Origin of the sequence: Paraburkholderia tropica, assembly GCF_914484835.1 — a bacterium.
In the GTDB taxonomy this organism is placed as follows: Bacteria; Pseudomonadota; Gammaproteobacteria; order Burkholderiales; family Burkholderiaceae; genus Paraburkholderia; species Paraburkholderia tropica_A.
In genome coordinates, this window is the sequence record NZ_CAJZAR010000039.1 from 46,688 (window position 1) to 69,833 (window position 23,146).

A 23,146-nucleotide genomic window follows, 5' to 3' on the forward strand; every position below is an offset into this window, starting at 1 on the left:
TTGTTTGAAAGCGCGCAATCAGTCAGGATGACGAATGAATAAAAACGAGTATGAAATCCACGATGCGCGCTTTCGCTGGCTGATTCAGGCGAACGCACCGTTGCAGAAGATCGCGGGCGATTGTCTCTGGAACGAGGGGCCGGTGTATTTTCCGGCCGCCGATCATCTGCTCTGGAGCGACATTCCGAACAATCGCATGATGCGCTGGGCGCCCGGCGTGGGTGTCGGCGTGTTTCGCGCCAACGCGAATTTCAGCAACGGCAATACGCGCGACAACGAGGGTCGCCTCGTGACCTGCGAGCACGGACGGCGCTGTATTTCACGCACCGAACACGACGGCAGCGTGGTGGTGCTCGCCTCGCATTATCAGGGCCGCCGTTTCAATTCGCCGAACGACGTGATCGTCGATTCGCGCGGCACGATCTGGTTCAGCGATCCCGACTACGGGATCATGAGCGATTACGAAGGCTTTCGCGCGGAAGGCGAGATCGGCGGCTGTCACGTCTATGCGCTCGATGCGGGCGCGAGCGAGGCGCGCCGCGTGACGCACGATTTCGTGAAGCCCAACGGGCTTGCGTTTTCGCCCGATGAATCGCTGCTGTATATCGCCGATTCGGGCGCGTCGCATGTGGACGGCGGGCCGCGCCATATCCGCGTGTTCGACGTGCGCGATGGCGCGTTGTCGAATTCGCGCGTGTTCATGTCGATGCAGAACGGCGTGCCCGATGGCTTTCGCGTCGATGAGCAGGGCAACGTCTGGACCAGTGCCGAAGATGGCGTGCATTGTTATTCGCCGCAAGGCGAATTGCTCGGCAAGATTCTGCTGCCCGAAGTGGTGTCGAACCTCACGTTCGGCGGGCTCAATCGCAACCGGCTGTTCATTACGGCGACGTCGTCGGTGTATGCGCTGTTTATGGGCGTGCGCGGTGCGGGGCGATGAAGTTACGCTGACGCGAGTGCCGTCGCGCGGTCAGGCCGTGGTGGAGATCAGTCCGCCCGTGCTCTGGCCGCTCGCCAGCATCAATTGAACCAGTTCGGATTGCGCCGTCTCGATCGCGGCTTCGATCTGGTTGGCCGCGCTGAGCGTCGCGTCCTGGCTCGATTTGGCGGAGCCGCTGGCGTTCGTGGATGGCGATGCGCCGGTGGTGCTGCTGGAGGTGTCGCCGTTCGAATCGGCGTTCGTGTTGTTTTTAGTGCTGCTGTTCGTGTTGTTGTTCGCGCCGCTGCTGGAACTGCTCGCCGCTTGCGCCGCGCCGCCGTTCTTCGGCAGCGATGCGAGTTGCGATTCGAGCGCCTTGATCAGCGCCTTGAGCTGGTCGATGGCCGTCGTGGTGCTGCTCGAACTCGACGACGACGAACCGCCGCCGCCTCCACCACCGCCTTTTGACGTCGAAGAAGTCGACGTCGTGCCCGACGTGCTGCTCGACGTCGAACTGCCCGATGACGAGGAATCGCTCGTAGCGCTCGACGTACTCGACGAAGCCGCGCTGTTATTGGCGTTCGACGTGCTCGAACCGGTCGTGGCGGAGCCGCTGGCGGTCGTCGCGATGGGGGCGATGGCGGAGCTGGTGGCTTGGATCTGCATGAAGGCCTGTCCTCGGCGTTGAGCGATGCGGCGAAGGTGTCCGGGCATCGTCTGCGGCGCGCATAAGAAACCCCTAAGTGCGATAACGGCAGCGCGCGCCCAATTCTTTAGGGGCAGTCGCCCTGGTGTGCCTTACATGCCCTTGAAGCGGTCCGCTTAAATCTGGCTCAGGATCAGGGCCGTATCCCATCGAAAAGGGCGCCAACAGGTAAAATCGATGCCGGACGCCGCCACCGGCGCGACCGTCCACCCGAACGATTCGAAACGACTCCGCTCCGGCGCCCACGCCGGATCGACCAGGCATGCAATTACCCGGCTCCACCGTCCCGATCTCGCTTGTTCTCGGTTTTCTCGCCGCCGCGCGTGCGCGGCCGGAAGTGGTCGAGCGTTATCTGCGCCAGGCGGGCATTCCCGAGGAATTGCTCGACGAGCCCGGCGCGCGCGTGACCGAGGAGCAGTTCTCGACGCTCTATCGCATGCTCGCGATCGAACTCGACGACGAAATGCCCGGCATCTTCAGCCGTCCGTTCCGCAGCGGCACGCTCAAGTTCCTCTGCCTGAGCCTGCTCGACGCGCGCAATCTGGAAACGGCGCTGCATCGCTTCGGCCAGTTCTTCCATATCGTGCTCGACGATTTCCGCGTCGAGTCGCGCCGCAGTGAACTCGTCGCCCAGGTCGAGCTGCGTCCGCATCCGGCTTTCGGGCCGATCGGCCCGCTCGGCCAGGAACTGATGCTCAAGCTCGCGCATGGCGTGTCGTCCTGGCTCATCGGGCAGAAGATTCCGCTGCTGCAAGTCGAGCTGGCGTGCGCGCGCCAGCCGCACGCCGCCGATCATCGCTACTTCTTTTCCGGGCCGGTGCGCTTCGGCTGCGAAGCGCCACTGCTGCGCTTCAGCGCCGCCTATCTCGACATGCCGATCCGCCAGAGCAAGCGCAATCTGCGCAAATTTCTGGCGCGCTCGCCCGGCGACTGGATCTTCGAGTCGTTCAGCGAACAACTCGTGAGCCATCAGGTGCGCCAGTATCTCGCGACCACGCTGCCCGATCTGCCGACCATCGAGGCGGCGTCCGATCATCTGCATTGCTCGGTGCGCACCTTGTGCCGCAAGCTCGCCGCCGAGGACACCGCGTTTCAGGCGCTCAAGGACGAACTGCGCCGCGATATCGCGATCCAACGTCTGACCGACACGCAGGACACCATCGCGGCCATCGGCGCCGATATCGGTTTCGACGACCCGAGCGCCTTCCATCGCGCGTTTCGCCACTGGACCGGCAGCACGCCCGGCACCTATCGCGGGCGCGCCTGAGTCTCGATTCCGCATGGAAGCGCATCCGGGTTGACCCTGGGATGTCTTGCGCTGCATGGTGCGCTGCGTCACGCGGTGGCAAGATTTGTCACTAGATGGGCCGGATCGGACAGTCCCCGCCTGCGCCTTTGACGCTACGATTCGATGAACATGACCGGCCTGCGCCGGGCGCTGAGCCCAGCCGTCGCGGTCTTTCTCATTCAACGCGTGATCGAAAGGTTTGCCATGAGCTTTAACGCCCCCGTCAAGGACATGCTGTTCGTGCTGAAAGAGCTCGCCGGCATCGACACCATCGCTGAACTGCCGGGCTACGACGATGCCGGTTTCGAAACCGCGCAAGCCGTGCTCGAAGAGGCCGCGAAGCTGTGCGCCGAAGTGCTCGCGCCGCTGAACGTGGAAGGCGACCGCAATCCCAGCAGCTGGCACGACGGCGAAGTGCGCGCCACGCCCGGCTTCAAGGAGGCGTTCAAGCAATTCGCCGAGGGTGGTTGGCAAGGTTTGCAACATCCGGGCGAGTATGGCGGCCAGGGTCTGCCCAAGCTGATCGGCACGCCGTGCAACGAAATGCTCAACGCGGCGAACCTGTCGTTCGCGCTGTGCCCGCTGCTGACCGACGGCGCGATTGAGGCGCTGCTCACGGCGGGCAGCGAGGAACAGAAGCAGCGTTACGTGCCGAAGCTCATCTCGGGCGAGTGGACCGGCACGATGAACCTCACCGAACCGCAGGCGGGCTCCGACCTCGCGCTGGTGCGCACGCGCGCCGAGCCGCAGGCGGACGGCTCGTACAAGGTCTTCGGCACGAAGATCTTCATCACGTGGGGCGAGCACGACATGGCCGAGAACATCATGCATCTCGTGCTGGCGCGCGTGCCGAACGCGCCCGAAGGCGTGAAGGGCATTTCGCTGTTCATCGTGCCGAAGTTCCTCATCAACGAAGACGGCTCGCTGGGCGCGCGCAACGACGTGCATTGCGTCTCGATCGAGCACAAGCTCGGTATCAAGGCGAGCCCCACGGCGGTGCTGCAATACGGCGACAACGGCGGCGCGATCGGTTATCTGGTCGGCGAGGAAAATCGCGGCCTCGAATACATGTTCGTGATGATGAACGCGGCGCGCTTCGGCGTGGGCACGCAAGGTATCGCGATTGCCGAACGCGCCTATCAACAGGCGCTCGGCTACGCGAAGGACCGTGTGCAGAGCCGTCCGGTCGACGGTTCGGCGAAGGCGTCGGTCACGATCATTCATCATCCCGACGTGCGCCGCATGCTGGCCACGATGCGCTCGCTGACCGAAGGCGCTCGCTCGCTCGCCTACGTGGCGGCGGCGCATGGCGACATCGCGCATCAGCACGCGGACGAAGCGGTGCGTGCACGTCATCAGGCCATCTTCGAATTCCTCGTGCCGATCGTGAAGGGCTGGAGCACGGAAATGGCCAACGATGTCACGAGCCTCGGCGTGCAGGTGCATGGCGGCATGGGTTTCATCGAAGAGACGGGCGCCGCGCAGCATTATCGCGACGCGCGCATTCTCGCGATCTACGAAGGCACGACGGCCATTCAGGCGAACGACCTGATCGGCCGCAAGACGGCGCGCGACGGCGGCGCGGTGGCGAAGGCGCTGCTCGACGAAGTCGCGCAGACGGTGGAAGCGCTGGGCAACGTGAGCGGCGCGGCGGCGGCATCGATGCGCGCGCAACTTCAGCAAGGCGCGAACGCGCTCGCGCATGTCGTGGACTTCGTGGTGCAGAACGTCAAGCGCGATCCGAACGCGGTGTTCGTCGGCAGCGTGCCGTATCTGAAGCTCGCGGGCATCGTGTTGTGCGGCTGGCAACTCGGGCGCGGCCTGCTCGCGGCGCAGCGCAAGCATGAAGAAGACCCCGCGTTTTACGGTGCGAAGATCGCGATGGCGCATTTCTATGCCGAGCACGTGCTCTCGCAGGCGGGCGGTCTCGCCACGGCGGTGCTGGGCGCGCAAGACGGCGAAGGCGTGCTCGCGCTCGCCGAGGACCAGTTCTGATACTGGCCGTCGCGAATGAGCCTGGCAGAAAAAGAAAACCCGCGAGACACAGCATGAATGCGAATGAACTGGTCGCCCAATACGGCCCACGCGAGTCGATGGAATACGACGTCGTGGTCGTCGGCGGCGGCCCGGCCGGGCTTTCCGCGGCCATCCGCCTGAAGCAGCTCGCAGCAGAAAAAGGCGTCGAAATTGGCGTGTGCGTCCTGGAGAAAGGCTCGGAAATCGGGGCGCATATCCTCTCGGGCGCGGTCATGGATCCGCGCGCGATCGACGAACTGATTCCCGACTGGAAAGAGCAAGGCGCGCCGCTGAACGTGCCCGTCACCGAGGACAAGTTCCTTTTTCTTTCCGAAACCGGGGCTAAGGCTGTGCCGAACTGGGCGCTGCCGGACAACTTCAAGAACCACGGCAACTATGTGATCAGCCTCGCGAACGTGACGCGCTGGCTGGGTCAGCAGGCCGAGGCGCTGGGCGTCGAGATTTTCCCGGGCTTTCCGGCCGCCGAAGTGCTCTATAACGACGACGGTTCGGTCAAGGGCGTCGCGACGGGCAACATGGGCATCGGCAAGGATGGCGAGCCGACCGAGAATTTCCAGCTCGGCATGGAACTGCACGCGAAATACACGCTGTTTTGCGAGGGCGCGCGCGGGCATCTGGGCCGTCAGCTGAACGAGAAATTCAAGCTGGGCAAGGACGCTGATCCGCAGGTCTACGGCATCGGCATCAAGGAACTGTGGGAGATCGATCCCGCGAAGCATCAACCGGGTCTCGTGATTCACACGGCCGGCTGGCCGCTCGAAAACGATACGTACGGCGGCTCGTTCCTTTACCACATCGACAACAACCAGGTGATGGTGGGTTTTGTCGTCGGCCTGGCTTATACGAATCCGTATCTGTCGCCGTTCGAGGAATTCCAGCGCTACAAGACGCATCCGGCGATCCGCAAATATCTCGAAGGCGGCAAGCGCGTGTCGTATGGCGCGCGCGCGATGACGGCGGGCGGTCTGATGTCGCTGCCGAAACTCGTGTTTCCGGGCGGCGCATTGGTCGGCGACGATGCGGGCTTTTTGAACGCGGCGCGTATCAAGGGCAGCCACGCGGCGATCAAGACCGGCATGCTGGCTGCGGAAGCGGCATTCGAAGCGGTGCAGGCCGGTCGTACGAGCGACGAACTCACGGCTTATCCCGAAGCGTTCAAGCAGTCGTGGCTTCACACCGAGCTGTATAAAGCGCGCAATTTCAAGCAGTGGATGAGCAAGGGCCTGTACCTCGGCACGCTGATGGTCGCGCTTGAGCAGAAGGTGATGGGCGGCAACGTGCCGTGGACGCTGCATCATCAGCATCGCGATAACGAAATGCTGCGTCCGGCGTCGCAATGCAAGCCGATCGAGTATCCGAAACCTGATGGCAAGCTCACGTTCGACCGGCTTTCTTCGGTATTCATTTCGAACACGAATCACGAAGAGAATCAGCCCGCGCATTTGACGCTGAAAGATGCGAAGGTGCCGGTCGATGTGAATCTGCGTACCTATGCGGGCCCGGAAGCGCGCTTCTGCCCGGCGGCGGTCTACGAATTCGTGAAGAACGACGACGGCAGCGACCGCCTGCAGATCAACGCGCAGAACTGCGTGCACTGCAAGACCTGCGATATCAAGGACCCGACGCAGAATATCGTCTGGGTCACGCCGGAAGGTGGCGGCGGACCGAATTATCCGAACATGTAACGCGTGCGCAACGCGCTTGCGCAAACCAGCAAACGAGGAACGGACATGAGCAAAGAAGTCGTCGTAGTGGGCGGTGTGCGCACCGCCATCGGCAAGTTCGGCGGCAGTCTGAAGGACGTGGCGCCGACCGAACTCGGCACCATCGTGTTGCGCGAATTGCTGGCGCGCAGCAACGTGAAGGCCGAGGACGTGGGCCACGTGGTGTTCGGCAATGTGATCGCCACCGAGCCGAAGGATCTCTATCTCTCGCGCGTGGCCGCGATCAACGCGGGCATTCCGCAATCGACGCCCGCGTTCAACGTCAATCGTCTGTGCGGTTCGGGTTTGCAGGCCATCGTGTCGGCGGCGCAAACCATTCTGCTCGGCGACGCCGACGTGGCGATCGGCGCGGGCGCGGAGAACATGAGCCGCGCGCCCTATCTCGCGGTCGACGCGCGCTTTGGCGCGCGCATGGGCGACGCGCGTCTGGTCGACATGATGCTCGGCGCACTCAACGATCCGTTCGATACGGTGCCGATGGGCGTGACTGCCGAGAACGTCGCGCGCCGTTATGAGATTTCGCGCGAGCGTCAGGACGCGCTGGCGCTCGAATCGCATCGGCGCGCCGCGCAGGCGATTGCCGAAGGCCGTTTTGCGAGCCAGATCGTGCCGGTCGCGCGCACCGTGAAGGGCCGCGAAGTCGTGTTCGACACCGACGAGCATCTGCGCACCGACGCCACGCTCGAAGACTTCTCGAAGCTCAAGCCGGTGTTCGCGAAGGAAAACGGCACGGTCACGGCGGGCAATGCCTCGGGTATCAACGACGCGGCGGCCGCCGTGCTGCTGATGTCGCGCGAAGCCGCCGAGCAGCGCGGCCTCGCGCCGATGGCGCGCCTCGTCGCCTATGCGCATGCGGGCGTCGAGCCGCTGTACATGGGCATCGGTCCGGTGCCGGCCACGCGTCTCGCGCTGCAACGCGCGGGGCTGCGTGTCGAAGATCTCGACGTGATCGAATCGAACGAAGCGTTCGCGGCGCAAGCGTGCGCGGTCACGCAGGAACTCGGTCTCGATCCCGCCAAGGTCAACCCGAACGGCTCCGGCATTTCGCTCGGCCATCCGATCGGCGCGACGGGCACGCTCATCACGGTGAAGGCGCTGCACGAACTGCAACGCATCGGCGGCCGTTATGCGCTGGTGACGATGTGCATCGGCGGCGGCCAGGGTATCGCGGCGATCTTCGAGAACCTCGCTTAAACGCGGCGGATTCGGCCCATCCGGCGAAACAGGCCATAGCGTATTGCCACCGCGTTCGTAGCCGCGTTTACAACCGCATTTGCAATTGCATTATCGGAATTGAACTATCCCAAGATGGAGACAGCGATGCACGACCATTCCAGCGAAACGATGGCATCGGCGTATTCGTACCCGTTGTTGATCAAACGTTTGCTGCTCACGCCTTTGCAGCAAGCGCCGAATCAGGAAATCGTCTATCGCGGCAAGACGCGCATTACCTATGCGCAATTCGGTCAGCGCGTGGGCCGGCTCGCGAACGCGTTGAAAAACGTGGGCACGCAATTCGGCACCACGGTGGCCGTGATGGATTGGGATAGCCATCGTTATCTGGAAGCGTATTTCGCCGTGCCGATGATGGGCGCGGTGCTGCAAACGGTGAATATCCGTCTGTCGCAAAGCGAAATCGCTTATACGATCAATCACGCGGGCGCTGAAGTGCTGCTCGTGCACGCCGATTTTCTGCCTGTGCTCGCGGCGATTCGCGACAAGCTGGAAACCGTTCGCACGCTCGTGCTGATCGACGACGACGGCAACGTGAGCGATACGCTCGGTCTGGAATTCGTGGGCGAATACGAGCAATTGCTCGCATCCAGCGACACGCATTACGATTTCCCCGACTTCGACGAAAACACGCGCGCCACCACGTTTTATACGACCGGCACGACGGGCTTGCCGAAGGGCGTGTATTTTTCGCATCGCCAACTGGTGCTGCATACGATCACGGTAATGGCGGCGCTCACCAGCCCCGAATCGGGCCAGCGCTTTCATCGCGGCGACGTGTATATGCCGATCACGCCGATGTTCCATGTGCACGCGTGGGGCATGCCGTATATCGCGACGGTGCTCGGCGTGAAGCAGGTGTATCCGGGCCGCTACGTGCCCGATCGTCTGGTCGAACTGCTGCGCGACGAAGGCGTGACATTCTCGCATTGCGTGGGCACGATCCTGCATATGCTGCTGAATTGCCCGCAGGCGAAAAGCGCCGACTTCAGCAAGTGGAAAGTGGTGATCGGCGGCGGCGCGCTGCCGCACGGGCTCGCGCGCGCGGCGCTCGAACGCGGCATCGATATTTTCACGGGCTACGGCATGTCGGAAACGTGTCCGGTGCTCACGCTCGCGCAATTGAAGCCGCAGAAGGAGCCGCTGACGTTCGATGAGGAAGTGAGCTTGCGTTGCCGCACGGGCTTGCCGATTCCGCTCGTCGATCTGCGCATCGTCGATGCGGAAATGCGCGATCTGCCGCACGACGGCAGCGTGAGCGGTGAAGTGGTCGTGCGCGCGCCATGGCTCACGCAGGGCTATCTGCACAACCCGGAAGCGTCGGCGACGCTGTGGGAGGGCGGCTATCTGCATACGCAGGACGTCGCGCGTATCGACCCGGACGGCTATCTGCAGATCACCGACCGCATCAAGGACGTGATCAAGTCGGGCGGCGAATGGGTGTCGTCGCTGGAAGTGGAGAGCCTGATTTCGCAGCATCCTTCCGTGGCGGAAGTCGCGGTGATCGGCATCAAGAGCGACAAATGGGGCGAGCGCCCGGCCGCGCTCGTCGTGCTGCGCGCCGACCGCGATCCGGTGAGCGCCGACGAAATCAAACAGCACGTGCTCAAGTTCAGCGAGAACGGCACGATTTCGAAATACGCCGTGCCGGAAGTGGTGAAGTTTGTCGAGGCGCTGGAAAAAACCAGCGTCGGCAAACTGAACAAGAAATGGCTGCGCGAGAATTTCGAATAAGCGCGGTTTGAATAGCGTTAATCAATAACGGCAGTCAATAGCGAAAAAGGCCGGGTGGCGAAACCCGGCCTTTTTTTATGACGTCGTGCTGGCCGAACGCGCCCACGGCAAACGCTTTTTAGGCGTGGCGTTCAGGCGCGGCCATTGCACGCTTTCAACCGCGATACTGCGGCGCGGCGCGTCGGCGATAAAGCGTTCGAGCGTGTCGCGAATATCGCGGTCGACGAAATCGGCGCGCTCCGTGTCGATCAGCACCGTGGCGCGATCGGGAATGCGCGCGAGGCAGCGCATCAGCATCGGCTTGGCGAGAAAGGACGCGTCCTTGCGGAACGACAGCAGGTAATGGTCGTCGTGTTCGGCGAGCGCGAAGGTGTCGTCGAGATTGGCGCGCATCGCCAGCAGCATGCTCACCGCAATGCCGATGCCAATGCCGATCAGCAAGTCCGTGGCGAGCACGCCCACGATCGTCGCCACGAACGGCACGACGCGGTCGGTGCCTTCGCGCATCATCGCAACGAAGAGTGCGGGCTTGGCGAGCTTGTAGCCGGTCTGGATCAGGATCGCAGCGAGGCAGGCGAGCGGAATCAGGTTGAGCACGGCGGTCAGCGCAAACACGCTCGCGAGCAGCAGCACGCCATGCACGAACGACGCGAGCCGCGTGCGGGCGCCTGCATTCAGATTCGCGGAGCTGCGCACGATCACGGCAGTGATCGGCAAGCCGCCGAGCGCGCCCGCCACGATATTGCCCACGCCTTGCGCCTTCAATTCGCGGTCGGGCGACGCGCGGCGGCGTTGCGGGTCCATCTGCTCGACGGCTTCGAGGCTCAGCAGCGTTTCGAGGCTCGCGACCACGGCGAGCGTGAGCGCCACGCGCCAGACGTCGGCATCGACGAGTTGCGTGAAGTCCGGGAACGCCAGCGCGCCCGCGAGCGTGTCGAACGATTGCAGCGCGTCGAGCGCCACGCGTTGCTCGCCGGGCAAGGCGAACGCGGGCGCGAAGGCGTCGAGGGCGAGTGTCGCCGCGATGCCGAGCGCCACGACCGCGAGCGGTCCCGGCACGATGCGCACGAACGCATAGCGTTTCGCGCGCGGCGATTCCCAGACGAACAGTAGGATCACGCAGACGGCGGCCAGCACGAGCGCGGGCACGAGCACGGTGCCGAAGGGCGTGGCGAGCGAGGCGTTCGAAGCCGCGGAAGTGGTGGAAGCTGCGGACGCGGACGCGGAAAGACCGGCGGCCAGCGGCACCTGCTTGACGATCAGCAGCAGCCCGATCGACGCGAGCATGCCCTTGATGACCGGCACCGGCACGAAGCTCGCGAGCTGTCCGGCGCGCAACAGGCCGAACACGAACTGCAGCACGCCCGCGATCAGCACGGCGGCGAGGAACGCGGAAAAGCTGCCAAGCGAGGCGATGGCGGACACGACGATCACCACGAGCCCGGCGGCGGGGCCGCTCACGCTCAGATGCGAGCCGCTGAGCAGCGCGACGACGAGGCCGCCGACGATGCCGGACAGCAGGCCCGCGAACGGCTCGACGCCGGACGCGGTGGCGATGCCAAGACAGAGCGGCAGCGCGACGAGAAAGACAACGATGCCCGCGAGCAGGTCGCTGCGCAGGCTCGCGAAATCGATGAGGCGGGAGTTCGGCATGTGAGGTCCACTAAGGTGAAGTGAATGAGGCAAGCGCGCGGCGCGCAGCGTGGGGATCGATATTGATATCGATATCGGCAAGGGTTGCCGTTCAGGCCGTTCAGGCCGCTCAGGCCGTTGAGCCGGCCTCGGTCAGTTGCAGCAGGCGGCCTTCGCGCAGACCGAACACCCAGCCGTGAATCTGCGGCGGCCGCTGCGCCGCGCGCACGATCGGCGAGTCTTCGAGACGCTGCACCTGCTCGATCACGTTGAGTTCGGCGAGGCGGTCGACGCGTGCATCGAGATCGTCGATGGCGTCGAGTTCGGCGCGGTGCCGCGTGGCCAGCTCGCGCAGTCCGGCGATGCGCCGGTTCACGTTCGGCAGCGCGTCCGAGGGCGCGGACAGCGCCGCGCGCACGCCGCCGCAATGGTGATGGCCGCAGACGATGATGTGCTCGACTTCGAGCGCATGCACGGCGTATTCGACGACGCTCGACGCGTTGGCGTCGTCGGCGGTGAACAGGTTCGCGATGTTGCGATGGACGAACAGCTCGCCCGGCTGCGCATTCACGATGCGCTCGGCGGGCACGCGGCTGTCCGAGCAACCGATCCAGAGCGCGCGTGGGCGCTGGCCTTGCGCGAGCTGCGTAAAGAATTCGGGCTCGCGCGCGGCGACCTCCGAGGACCACGCGAGATTGGCAAGCAGAAAGCGTTTCGGATGATTCATCGATCGAGGCTCCAGAATGAGCCGGCTAAAGAAGGTCCCGCGAGGCCGGCGTTGCGATCGATGTTTACGAATTGCTTTCTGTGGCTTGGTTCCGAAAATAAATCGGCTTCCCGGCAGAAAAAAATCGAAAATAATTCCGGTTGTGTATTTTATGAAGAATGCATGAAAAGGCGTGATGCGGAACCTTTCCCTTGTGCTATGCAAGACGCAACGTTATAGTTTTCGGACAAAATAACCTGAGAGAACCAGGCCCGCTGGCGCGCGCATTTTCATGGCGCAGCATTCGCGGCCTGGCGCCGGAGTCATGCATGTCCGAAATCGATCCCTGGTTGGGCCGTTATCCGCTTTTCCGCGAGGCGCTCCGGCATGGCGCCACTTCATTGAACGCATTACCGCTTCAGGCGCGAACGGTCGTATTTAATCGACTGTGCATGATTGAACCGGGCGCGAAATCCACAAAATCGACACAATGCACAATTGGGGAAGTGCGCGTTGCGTATGTTGAATTGCCGATGACGATTGTCGATGCGGCGGTACGCACGGAAATGGCCGATCAGAGTCCGCGCGGTGCCGAATCGCTGGAATTGCGCGCCGCACTCGAAGAAAACGCCGTGCGCTATCCCACGGTCGCGCGGCCGCCGTGTTTGCTGATGCCGGGCGTGGGCGTGTTTCTCGACGGCTGGATGCGCTTTCTCGCTTATCGCGCGCGCGGCGATTTGACGGCGCCGCTGCTTGCGGTCGACTGGCACGATCTTTACGCACGCGTGGCGCGTGCGGACGGCGAATCGATCGATGAAATGGATGGCGCGCTGCTCGAATAAGCGATGAGTCAAAAGATTCTGGTCAGTGCCTGTTTGCTCGGGCGTCCCGTGCGTTACAACGGCTCGGCGAAAACGCTGGCGCATGCCACGCTCGACGCCTGGCAGCGCGAAGGCCGCGTCGTGTCGATCTGTCCAGAACTAAGCGGGGGATTTCCGGTGCCGCGCCCCGCCGCGGAAATCGCGCTCGCGCAATCGGGCGACGCGGTGCTCGCGGGCGCCGCGCGCGTGATCGACGAACACGGCGCCGATGTGAGCGCGCTCTTTATCGCGGGCGCGCAGGCGGCGCTCGATCTCGCGCGCGAACACGATTGCCGGTTTGCGCTGCTGATCGACGGCAGTCCCTCATGCGGCAGCCGCTTTATTTACGACGGCACATTCGCGGGCCGCAAGCTGGCGGGTGCGGGCGTGACGGCGGCATTGCTGCGCGCGCACGGCATTGAAGTGTTCGCCGATTCGGAAATCGACGCGCTCGCGGCGCGTCTCGCGCAAACCGCTTAGCGCATTGCCGCGCCAATACGCGAGCGTACAATGGCGCGATTCAATCACAGCACGCGGCGAATGGCGCGCCGGCCCAGCGCATGGAAATCAAATGGATCGAGGACTTCATCGCGCTCGCGCAATATCAGAGTTTTTCGCGCGCGGCTGAATTTCGCAATGTCACGCAATCGGGATTCAGCCGGCGCATTCAATCGCTCGAACAATGGGTGGGCGCGGAACTCATCGATCGCAGCAGTTTTCCGCCTGTTCTGACGCCCGCCGGGCAATTGTTTCGCGAAGTAGCGGACGACGTGCTCAGCAAACTCTTCGATACGCGCGCGATTATTCGCACCGAGCAGCGGATTGGCGGCAAGAGTCTGCAAATCGCGGCGGGTCATACGATTGCGCTGAATTTTCTGCCAGCGTGGCTCAAGCAATTGGCGCGGCATGTCGGCGACATTCCCGCGCGCGTGGTGCCGACCAACGTGCACGATTCGATTTTGATGCTCGTGAACGGCAATTGCGAACTCATGTTCGCGTATCACCATCCCGAACTGCCGCTCCATCTCGATCCCGCGCGATACGAGCATGTGACCGTGGGCATCGACACGTTATTGCCCGCTAGCCGCCCGAATGCGCGGTCCGCGCCGATTTACCGTTTGCCCGGCACCGCGAAACAGCCTTTACCGCATATCGCTTATACGGAAACCAGTTATTTCGGCCGGTGCGTGGCGCTGCTGCTTGGGCGCGCGGCCACGAAACCGTTATTGCGCCTGCACTACGAATCGGACATGGCGGCGGTGCTCAAGGAACTCGTGATGCAAGGCGAGGGCGTTGCGTGGCTGCCGAAAAGCGCCATTGCGCGCGAACTGGCCGAGGGCGAACTGGTGCCGGCCGGGCCGTCCGCCTGGCATCTCGACGTGGAGTTGCGCGTGTATCGCGACGCCTCGAATCGCAGCGAGTTTCTCGACACGCTCTGGCAGCATCTGCGCGCGGCGGCGCCAGGCGGCCACGCATAAAGCAAGCCCGATCGTCAGGGTATTCCCGCGTTATGCGAGTTCCGCATACGCATATGCCAGACCGGCATCGACGTCTTTTTTCTGCTCCCTACCATCCGTTCTGACTGCGCGGCCCTCGTCGCGCGCCATTCAAGGACGGATATGAAGAATCGCCTCACTCTGAATATTGGCGTCGGCATGCTGCTGGGCGTGGCGGCCGGCTACGTGTGCCACACGCATGCAGTCGATGCCGCGAGCGCCAAGACCATCGCCGGTTATTTCTCGATCGTCACCGATATCTTTCTGCGGCTCATCAAAATGATTATCGCGCCGCTGGTATTCGTCACGCTCGTTTCGGGCCTGGCGGGCATGGAAAGCGGGCAGGACGTCGGGCGGATCGGTTTGCGTTCGGTGGGCTGGTTCGTGTGCGCGTCGCTCATTTCGCTCGCGCTCGGACTCGTGCTCGCCAATCTGCTGCAACCGGGCGCGGGGCTGCATATGACGGCGGGCGCGGGCGAGGTCGACACCGGTCTCAACACGGCGGCGCTCAACGTCAAGGACGTGCTTACGCACGCGTTTCCGACGAGTCTGCTCGACGCCATGGCGCGCAACGACATTCTGCAGATTCTCGTGTTCTCGGTCTTTCTCGGCCTCGCGCTCGGCGCGCTCAAACGCCAGTCGCGCCTGGCCGTTGTGATCGAATGTATCGACGGCATGGTGCCGGTCATGCTGCGCGTGACGAATTACGTGATGCGGGCCGCGCCGCTCGGGGTGTTCGGTGCGATTGCCTCGGCCGTGACGCTGCGTGGGCTCGACGTGCTTTACACCTACGGTAAATTGATCGGCTCGTTTTATCTCGGACTGCTGATTTTGTGGGCGATTCTCGTCGTGGTGGGTTATCTGTTTCTCGGACGTCGCGTGGGGACATTGCTCAAGGTGATTCGGGAACCCGCGATGATCGCCTTCTCGACGGCGAGCAGCGAAGCGGCGTATCCGCGCCTCACGGAACAACTCGAACGTTTCGGCGTGGAAAAGAAAGTGGTTGGTTTTACGCTGCCGCTGGGCTACGCGTTCAATCTCGACGGCTCGATGATGTATCAGGCGTTCGCGGCGATTTTCATCGCGCAGGCGTTTGGCGTGGAGATGCCGGTCTCGCAGCAGGTCTTCATGCTGCTCGTGCTGATGTTGAGCAGCAAGGGGATGGCGAGCGTGCCGCGCGGATCGGTGGTCGTGGTGGCCGCTGTGGCGCCGATGTTTCATCTGCCGGCCGCCGGTGTGGCGATGGTGCTCGCGATCGACCAGATTCTCGATATGGGCCGCACGATGACCAATGTGATCGGCAACAGCGTGGCGACCGCCGTGATCGCGAAGTGGGAAGCGGCGCGTGAGCCGCAGCGTGAGACGCCTGCGCAAGCGCTGTTTCCGCAAGCGCAGGGAGACGCGCAGTGATGCAAGGCGCAGGGTTGAAGGCGCTGAAATTCGGCGTGATTGGCGGGACTGCGCCGCTCGCGAGCGCCCGGTTTTATAGCGTGCTGGCGAAGGTGGCGGCGGCGCGAGCGGATGCGCAATATTTCGATGCGATTTTCCGCCAATTGCCGATGCCATTCGAAGCGTTCGATTCATCGGATTGCAAACTGCGGATATTCGAAACGATACGTGAATTCGAAAAATGCGGCGTGACGACGGTGCTGTTGCCGTCGCTCGCGAATCAGGCGTTGATCGATGAATTGAAGGCGAATACGCGTCTGGCTGTGCTCGGCAAATTCGAGGCGATGCAGTTTGCGGTATTGGAATCGTTTCCTGATGTGAGGCGCGTGGGTTTGCTGATGTCGGATGACGTGCGTATGCAGTCGCCATTTGCGTGGCTTTATCCGCGCGTACAGAGCGAGCGACGCGACGATCAACGCGACGATTGGCTGGCCGCGTGCGAAAGCCTGATCGAGCAGGGCGCGCAAGTGATCGTGCACGACCTGAGTGCCGTTTCGCTTGCCGACGCCCAAAAGGCCGCGCCGAACGTCCCGATGATCGATGTGAATCTCGCCTACGCGCGCTATGCGATTGAAGGCCGTCACGATTGGCCGGCGCCCGACGTCAAAGTAGGTGTGGTCGGCGGCATCGGTCCGGCGGCGACGGTCGATTTTCTGCAAAAGATCGTGCGCAATACGCCCGCCGCGCGCGATCAGGATCACATCAAGATGCTGGTCGAGCAGAATCCGCAAATTCCCGATCGCACGGAAAACCTGATCGGCGACGGCGCCGATCCCACGCTCTCGCTTTACGCGGCCTGCAAGCGGCTGGAGGAGGGCGGCGCGGGCGTCATCGCCATGCCGTGCAATACGGCGCACGCATTCGTCGAGCGTATTCAGCCTCATCTCGGCGTGCCCATCGTCAATATGCTGACCGAGACCGCGCGTTATTTGCGCGCGGCGTTTCCTGCGCTGCGCGATGTGGGCGTGCTCGCGACTTCGGGGACGATCGAAAGCGGCGTCTATCGAAAGGCGCTCGAATCGCAGGGGCTGCGCGAAGTCGCGCCGGGTGCCGCATTACAGGCGCGCGTGATGGCGGCGATTTACGGCAAGCAGGGCGTGAAGGCGGGCTTCACGACCGGGCCGTGTCTCGACGATATCCGCGCCGCGCTGGATGGCTTGATTGCCGAGGGCGTGGAAGTCGTCATTCTGGGCTGCACCGAATTGCCGCTGTTGCTCTCGTGCGCGACGTACGAATCGGCGGCAGGCGGGCGCGTCACGCTCATCGACCCGACGGATGTGCTGGCGAAGCGCTGTGTCGAGTTTGCGAAAGGGCATCGAGATCAGATAGCGACATTATAAGGTTAATGTCAAATCTCTAGATGGATAAGGTAGAAAGTCGACGGTTTACGTAGTATTATTTATCAAATCGTAGCCGTGAAAATTCACCATGTCCGACATCGCCCCCGACGAAGTCCGCATCGCCGCGGAAATCGAGCGTCTTAAAGCCGACTTTCCCAAGACGCGCGAGCTGTATCGCGAAGTCTGCGCGCTGTTGTTCTTCCGCTTCGGCGTCACGCCTACCGCGAACCGGCTTTATCAACTCGTTCGGCGCGGCAGCATGAGCACGCCCACGGCCGTGCTGTCCGAATTCTGGGCGGAGTTGCGCGAGAAAAGCCGTGTGCGCATCGAGCACGCGGACTTGCCCGAGGAGTTGCAAGGCGCGGCGGGCGAACTGATCGGGGCGCTCTGGAAGCGCGCTACGGCATCCGCGCAGGCGTCGCTCGCGGCGCTGCGCGAGGAGGTCGAGGCCGCGCGGCAGCAGGCCGAAGCCGCCGTCGCCGGTTTGCGAAACGACCTCGCCCGCACCGAAACCGCGCTGGAGCAGCGCACCGCTGCCCTGCTCGCGGCGCAAGTGCGTATTCAGGACCTGGAGCAGTCGCAGGCGGCGGCGTCGGCCACGCGCGAGGCGCTGGAGGGCGAAGTCGAGCGGCTTCAGCAGGGCAATCGCGAGCGGGACAACGCATTGACGCAGGCGCGCGCGGACTTCGGCGCCGAACTCGATAAGTTGCGCACCAGCGCCGAGCTTGCCGACACGCGGCTGCAAGCCGCTGAAAAGCGCGCGTTGCTGGAGATCGAGCGCGAGCGCGCGGCTGCGGCGCGCGTGCAGCGCGATAGCGAGGCCGCCGCGAAGCGCGCCGCGCGTGCCGAGGAAAGCGCGCGTGCCGAGATTCAGTCGCTGCAAGGTCAGCTTGGCGATCTGCGGCATCAGGCCGGCGTGCTCGAAGGGCGGCTCGACGCGCTGCGCGCCACGCATGCGGCGCAGGCAAAGGAACTCAGCGCGGCCCGCAACAAGCCCGGTACGGGCAGCGCGCCGACACCCGCGCGCCGTGCGCCGCGCCGCGCCGGGCGACCCGCCGAAGCCGCTGCGAAACCGCTGCGTCCCGCGCGCAAGACCGCCGCGAAATCGTAATTGCTCCACGCAGGCGCTGGCTTTTCGTGGCCCTACGAGCATGGCACTCTCTGGGTCTAGCGCTGGAGCCACCGCTTCGTTAGTCTGATCGGCATTTCATCGCAACCAGGAGATGCCGAGGATGTCCGAGACCGATAACGCCGCGAGCAAGACCACGCCGCCGTCGCCGCGCACGCGCGTGCGCCGCATGGCCGAGCGCGCCGACTACGAGACCGCCACGCTGTACGCGATTCTCGACGCGGCCTATGTGTGCCACGTCGCATTCGCCGACGATCACGGCGTGCACTGCATCCCCACCGCGTGTTGGCGCGAAGGCGATCATCTCTACATCCACGGCTCGAACGGCAGCCGCATGCTCAAGCTCGCCGCCGAAGGCGCGCAGTGCTGCGTGACGATCACGCATCTCGACGGCCTCGTGCTCGCGCGCTCCGCGTTCCATCACTCGATGAACTATCGCTCGGCGATGATCTACGGCGCGTTCGACGTCGTGCCCGCCGAGCAGAAGGCCGCCGCGCTCGACGCGTTTCTCGAACACATCGCGCGCGGCCGTGTGCATGAAGTCCGTCGCGGCGATCGTAACGAACTCGCCGCGACGACGATCCTGCGTCTGCCGCTCGATGAAGCCGTGTCGAAGATTCGCACCGGCGGTCCGAGCGACGACGAAGCGGATCTCGCGTTGCCGGTCTGGGCCGGCGTGCTGCCGATGGCGCTCACGCCGCTGCCGCCCGAGCGCGTCGAGGGCGCGCAAGGCCAGGAATCCGAGCCGGATTATGTGAAGGCGTGGGCACGGCGTGCGTCGGTGACGTCGCGTTGAAGCGGGGCACGAAGTCAGCGCCTGCTGGATAGCGGGCGCATCCGCGCAATTGTTTTCTTCCGGGCATGCGCCTTTGATAAGCTCCGACCATGCCCGACATCAAGCTGAACATCACGCTCGACGACAGTCCGCCGATCGCGCCAGACGCCGCGCTGACGCGGGCGGACCGCGTCTATTACACGCTGCGCAACGAAATCTTCGACATGCACCTGCTGCCGGGCGACCGGCTCACCGAGGGCGCGATCGCGGAACGTTTCGCGGTGTCGCGCACGCCCGCGCGCGAAGCGCTGCAGCGGCTGCAAAGCGACGGGCTGATGCAGGGCTACGTGCGCGGCGGCTGGGAAGTCGTGCCGATCGACAACAAGCGTTTCGACGATCTCTACGAAATGCGCCAGATGATCGAGACCTTCGCGGTGCGCAAGCTGTGCTCCGGTGAAGCGCCGCAAGCCGAGCTGCATCTGCTGCTCGACGCGCTCGACCGCATCTGGAAAGTCGGGCGCGCGCAGCGCATCGCCGATGGCCGCAAGCTCGTCGAACTCGACGAGGGGCTGCATCACGCGCTGGTCGCGGCGGCGGGCAACGACGAACTCACCGCGACGATGCAGCGCGTGACCGACCGCATCCGCGTGGTGCGGCGGCTCGATCTCGTGCACGGCGACGGCATCGCCGAAACCTACGACGAGCACGCCGCGATTCTCGACGCGATTCGCCGTGGCGACAGCGCATTGAGCGTCGAACTCGTCTCGCGTCACATCGGCGGAAGTCAGGCGAGCGTCAACGGTCTCACGCTGCAACGGCTGCGCGCCGTGCGCACCGAGACGGGGCGCGATGCCGTTGCGCACGCACCAGCCCGGCCTCGGCGCACCACCTGACGGCACGGCGAGGCGGCCCGCGAAAGGCCGCGTAGGCGGGCTGAAAGCCTTATCCAATCGGCATTCTCAGGGTTTTTACCAAGACTTGGCACGGATTTCGCATTAACGTTTTCGTTGTATACAAGGAAACGTCGATGCCTCTCGAACACACTGCCGAACGCTTTGCTGAACTCCACGCAGCCCCCACACTGAATCCCACGCGCGGTTCGCGCGGCATGGCGGTCGCGCCGCACGCGCTCGCTTCGCAGAGCGCGCTCGCTGTCCTGCGCGAAGGCGGCAACGCGGTCGAGGCGATGATCGCCGCCGCCGCGACCATCGCCGTGGTGTATCCGCATATGAACAGCATCGGCGGGGACGGCTTCTGGCTGATCTCGCGTCCTGGCCACGCGCCCATCGGCATCGAGGCGTGCGGCGCGGCGGCGATGCGCGCCGACATCGCCACCTATCGCGCGCTCGGTCTTTCCGCCGTGCCCGCACGCGGCCCGCTCGCCGCGAATACGGTGGCGGGCACGGTCTCCGGCTGGGACTTCGCGCAACGCTATTCGCAAGCCGCACTCGGCGGCCGCTTGCCCGTCGCGCGCCTGCTCGAAGACGCGATTCACTACGCGAAGCACGGCGTGCCGGTCACGCGCAGCCACGCCGATTGCGTCGCGGGCAAGGGCGCGGAACTGCACAACGTGGCGGGCTTCGCACCCACCTTCATGCCCGACGCGCGCGCGCCGCGTACCGGCGAGCGCTTCGCGAACGCGCGGCTCGCGGCGACGCTGCAACAACTCGCCGATGCGGGCCTCGACGACTTCTATCGCGGCGATCTCGCGCGCAGCATCGCACGCGATCTCTCGTCGCTGGAAACGCTCATCACGCTCGACGACCTCGAACGCCATCGCGCGCGCGAACGCACGCCGCTCGCGCTCGAACACACGCTCGGCACGGTCTACAACATGCCGCCGCCGACGCAAGGACTCGTCTCGCTGCTGATTCTCGGCGTGCTCGACCGCGTGCTCACCGACGGCATGGACCCGCTCGGCCCCGAATTCGTGCACGCGTGCGTGGAAGCGACCAAGCTCGCGTTCAAGGTGCGCGACCAGTACGTGACCGATCCCGACCATATGCGCGTCGATCCCGACGCGCTGCTCGCACCCGCCGCGCTCGACGCGATGGCGCGCGAGGTGTCGATGTCGCGCGCGATGCCTTGGGGCAACGGACGCGGTCCCGGCGACACGGTCTGGATGGGCGTGGTCGACAACGAGGGCGTGGCCGTGAGCTTTATCCAGAGCATCTATCACGAGTTCGGCAGCGGCATCGTGCTGCCGGAATCGGGCATCAACTGGCAGAACCGTGGCTGTAGTTTCTCGCTCGATCCCGCGTCGCTGAATCCGCTGATGCCGGGACGCCGTCCGTTCCACACGCTCAATCCCGCGCTCGCGCAGTTCGCCGATGGCCGCACGATGGTCTACGGCAACATGGGCGGCGACGGCCAGCCGCAATCGCAAAGCGCGGTGTTCTCGCGCATCGCGCGCTACGGCTGGAATCCGCAGGCCGCGATCGATGCGCCGCGCTGGCTGCTCGGCCGCACGTGGGGCCAGTCGACCGATTCGCTGAAGCTCGAAGCGCGCTTTCCGGCGGAGACCGTCGACGCGTTGCGCGCGCTGGGCCACGACGTGGAAGTGCTCGCCGCGTATGACGAAGCGATGGGGCATGCCGGTGCAATCGTTCGGTATCCGAATGGATTGTTCGAGGCGGGCCACGATCCACGCAGCGACGGCGCGGCCGCGGGCTGGTAGCGCAAGCCAGCGCTCCACCTAATCGACTGATCGACTGTTTTTTTATATCCGGTTCGGCGGCTTGCCGAACCGGAGGGCGTCTCTCGTCCTTTTTCATCCGCATTCAACGGGGAAAACACATGAACACACGCACTCAGACGCTGCACGCTCAGACCACGGACGGCGCGAACGCCGTCGCGACGCATAACCGCTGGCTCCAGCTCGGCCTCGGCCTGCTGTGCATGATGGCGATTTCGAGCCCGCAATATGTCTGGACGCTGCTGACCAAGCCGCTGTCCGCGAAGCTTGGCGTGCCGCTGCCCGAATTGCAGGTCACGTTCTCGCTGCTGATCATTTTGCAGACCTTCTTCTCGCCGTTTCAGGGCAAGCTGATCGACCGCTTCGGCCCGCGTCTGCTGATCTCGCTCGGCACGGTGATGTCGGGCCTGAGCTGGGTGCTCGCCTCGATGGTCACGAGCACGTCGATGCTCTATCTCACCTACGGTCTCGTGGGCGGTCTCGGCACGGGCATCGTCTATGTCGGCGTGGTCGGGCTGATGGTGCGCTGGTTCCCGGATCGGCGCGGCTTCGCGGCGGGCGCGGTGGCGGCCGGTTACGGCATGGGCGCGATCGTCACGACGTTCCCGATCGCGGCCTCGCTCGCGACGCGCGGCCTCGACGCCACGCTCTGGATCTACGGCATCGCGTTCGCGGTCGTGGGCTTTCTCGCTTCGCAAGGCCTGCGCGTGCCGCGCGACGTCGCGCCGTCCGGCGCGGCTGCTGCGGCGCATGCTGCCGCCAATGTGCCGAACCTGCGTCCCTCGCAGATGATGAAGTCGCCGCTGTTCTGGCTGATGTTCGCCATGATGACGATGATGTCGACCTCGGGCCTCATGGTCACGTCGCAGATGGCGACCTTCGCGGCCGATTTCGGCATCACGAAAGTGGTGGTGTTCGGCATGGCCGCGCTGCCGCTCGCGCTGACCATCGACCGCTTCACGAATGGCCTCACGCGTCCGTTGTTCGGCTGGGTCTCGGATCGATTCGGCCGCGAAAACACGATGTTTTTCGCATTCGCGCTCGAAGGCGTGGCGATGGCGCTGTGGCTGCTGACGCGCGATAACGCCGTGCTGTTCGTGCTGCTCTCGGGCGTGGTGTTCTTCGGCTGGGGCGAAATCTTCTCGCTGTTCCCGTCGACGCTGACCGATACCTTCGGCACGCGTCACGCCACCGAAAACTATGGCTGGCTCTATATCTCGCAGGGCATCGGCTCGATCTTCGGCGGGCCGCTCGCCGCGCTGCTGCATCTGCACGCGGGCAGCTGGGTGCCGGTGTTCGCCTCGGCGATCACGCTCGATATCGTCACCGCCGTGCTCGCGCTGTTCGTGCTCAAGCCGATGCGCGCGCGTTTTCTGCAGAAGGGCGCGGCGGTTGCGGCCAACTGATACGGCCCACGTGATAC

Annotated in this window: 19 protein-coding genes; 17 read left to right on the forward strand and 2 right to left on the reverse strand. The window is 64.2% G+C overall.

Annotation, left to right across the window (positions count from 1 at the left end):
* The first annotated feature begins 34 nt into the window (after positions 1-34).
* The 7 genes from LDO54_RS10330 to LDO54_RS10360 all read left to right on the forward strand — a co-directional run bounded on the left by LDO54_RS10330 (position 35) and on the right by LDO54_RS10360 (position 9,641).
* Positions 35-940, forward strand: coding sequence for an SMP-30/gluconolactonase/LRE family protein (locus LDO54_RS10330; RefSeq protein ID WP_224009871.1), 906 nt, complete (start codon positions 35-37; stop codon positions 938-940).
* A gap of 130 nt (positions 941-1,070) precedes the next feature.
* The gene (locus tag LDO54_RS10335) at positions 1,071-1,607 is read left to right on the forward strand and encodes a hypothetical protein (RefSeq protein ID WP_224009873.1); all 537 of its coding nucleotides are present in this window, start codon (positions 1,071-1,073) and stop codon (positions 1,605-1,607) included.
* 280 nt (positions 1,608-1,887) lie between these two features.
* Entirely contained in the window at positions 1,888-2,892 is a 1,005-nt protein-coding gene (locus LDO54_RS10340) for an AraC family transcriptional regulator (RefSeq protein WP_224009875.1), read from the forward strand.
* 225 nt (positions 2,893-3,117) lie between these two features.
* Positions 3,118-4,908, forward strand: coding sequence for an acyl-CoA dehydrogenase (locus LDO54_RS10345; RefSeq protein ID WP_224009877.1), 1,791 nt, complete (start codon positions 3,118-3,120; stop codon positions 4,906-4,908).
* 53 nt (positions 4,909-4,961) lie between these two features.
* On the forward strand, positions 4,962-6,635 hold the full coding sequence (locus LDO54_RS10350; RefSeq protein ID WP_224009879.1) for an electron transfer flavoprotein-ubiquinone oxidoreductase: 1,674 nt from the start codon (positions 4,962-4,964) through the stop codon (positions 6,633-6,635).
* A 45-nt stretch (positions 6,636-6,680) separates the two neighbouring features.
* Complete coding sequence (bktB, locus tag LDO54_RS10355; RefSeq protein ID WP_224009881.1) at positions 6,681-7,868, forward strand: beta-ketothiolase BktB; 1,188 nt, start codon at positions 6,681-6,683, stop codon at positions 7,866-7,868.
* A 126-nt stretch (positions 7,869-7,994) separates the two neighbouring features.
* Positions 7,995-9,641 carry a fatty acid--CoA ligase gene (locus LDO54_RS10360; RefSeq protein WP_224009883.1) on the forward strand — a complete coding sequence of 549 codons (1,647 nt, stop codon included), beginning with the start codon at positions 7,995-7,997 and terminating at the stop codon, positions 9,639-9,641.
* A 75-nt stretch (positions 9,642-9,716) separates the two neighbouring features.
* Here LDO54_RS10360 and LDO54_RS10365 read toward each other — a convergent pair whose 3' ends face one another.
* Positions 9,717-11,294: a SulP family inorganic anion transporter gene (locus LDO54_RS10365; RefSeq protein WP_224009884.1), complete on the reverse strand. Its 1,578-nt coding sequence runs from the start codon at positions 11,292-11,294 to the stop codon at positions 9,717-9,719.
* Positions 11,295-11,403: 109 nt separating this feature from the next.
* Entirely contained in the window at positions 11,404-12,000 is a 597-nt protein-coding gene (locus LDO54_RS10370) for a carbonic anhydrase (RefSeq protein WP_224009886.1), read from the reverse strand.
* 191 nt (positions 12,001-12,191) lie between these two features.
* On the opposite strand from LDO54_RS10370, the gene LDO54_RS10375 reads away from it, so the two are divergent.
* The 10 genes from LDO54_RS10375 to oxlT all read left to right on the forward strand — a co-directional run bounded on the left by LDO54_RS10375 (position 12,192) and on the right by oxlT (position 23,129).
* Positions 12,192-12,821, forward strand: a complete 630-nt coding sequence (locus tag LDO54_RS10375) for a hypothetical protein (RefSeq protein ID WP_224009888.1) — start codon at positions 12,192-12,194, stop codon at positions 12,819-12,821.
* Between the two features lie 3 nt (positions 12,822-12,824).
* Complete coding sequence (locus tag LDO54_RS10380; protein ID WP_224009891.1) at positions 12,825-13,319, forward strand: DUF523 domain-containing protein; 495 nt, start codon at positions 12,825-12,827, stop codon at positions 13,317-13,319.
* 80 nt (positions 13,320-13,399) lie between these two features.
* Positions 13,400-14,317: a LysR substrate-binding domain-containing protein gene (locus LDO54_RS10385; RefSeq protein ID WP_224009893.1), complete on the forward strand. Its 918-nt coding sequence runs from the start codon at positions 13,400-13,402 to the stop codon at positions 14,315-14,317.
* A 141-nt stretch (positions 14,318-14,458) separates the two neighbouring features.
* Complete coding sequence (locus tag LDO54_RS10390; protein WP_224009895.1) at positions 14,459-15,745, forward strand: dicarboxylate/amino acid:cation symporter; 1,287 nt, start codon at positions 14,459-14,461, stop codon at positions 15,743-15,745.
* Complete coding sequence (locus tag LDO54_RS10395; RefSeq protein ID WP_224010123.1) at positions 15,745-17,124, forward strand: aspartate/glutamate racemase family protein; 1,380 nt, start codon at positions 15,745-15,747, stop codon at positions 17,122-17,124. The genes LDO54_RS10390 and LDO54_RS10395 overlap by 1 nt, the downstream gene beginning before the upstream one ends.
* An 88-nt stretch (positions 17,125-17,212) precedes the next feature.
* Positions 17,213-18,235, forward strand: coding sequence for a DNA-binding protein (locus LDO54_RS10400; protein WP_224009897.1), 1,023 nt, complete (start codon positions 17,213-17,215; stop codon positions 18,233-18,235).
* Positions 18,236-18,356: 121 nt separating this feature from the next.
* Positions 18,357-19,049 (forward strand): pyridoxamine 5'-phosphate oxidase family protein, encoded by a 693-nt coding sequence (locus LDO54_RS10405; protein ID WP_224009899.1) that lies wholly within the window; start codon positions 18,357-18,359, stop codon positions 19,047-19,049.
* Positions 19,050-19,138: 89 nt separating this feature from the next.
* Positions 19,139-19,921 (forward strand): GntR family transcriptional regulator, encoded by a 783-nt coding sequence (locus LDO54_RS10410; protein ID WP_224009901.1) that lies wholly within the window; start codon positions 19,139-19,141, stop codon positions 19,919-19,921.
* Between the two features lie 134 nt (positions 19,922-20,055).
* A complete protein-coding gene (locus LDO54_RS10415; RefSeq protein ID WP_436975544.1) occupies positions 20,056-21,705 on the forward strand; it encodes a gamma-glutamyltransferase family protein in 1,650 nt (549 codons plus the stop codon).
* Between the two features lie 119 nt (positions 21,706-21,824).
* Entirely contained in the window at positions 21,825-23,129 is a 1,305-nt protein-coding gene (gene oxlT, locus LDO54_RS10420) for an oxalate/formate MFS antiporter (protein ID WP_224009904.1), read from the forward strand.
* The last annotated feature ends 17 nt before the right edge of the window (positions 23,130-23,146 follow it).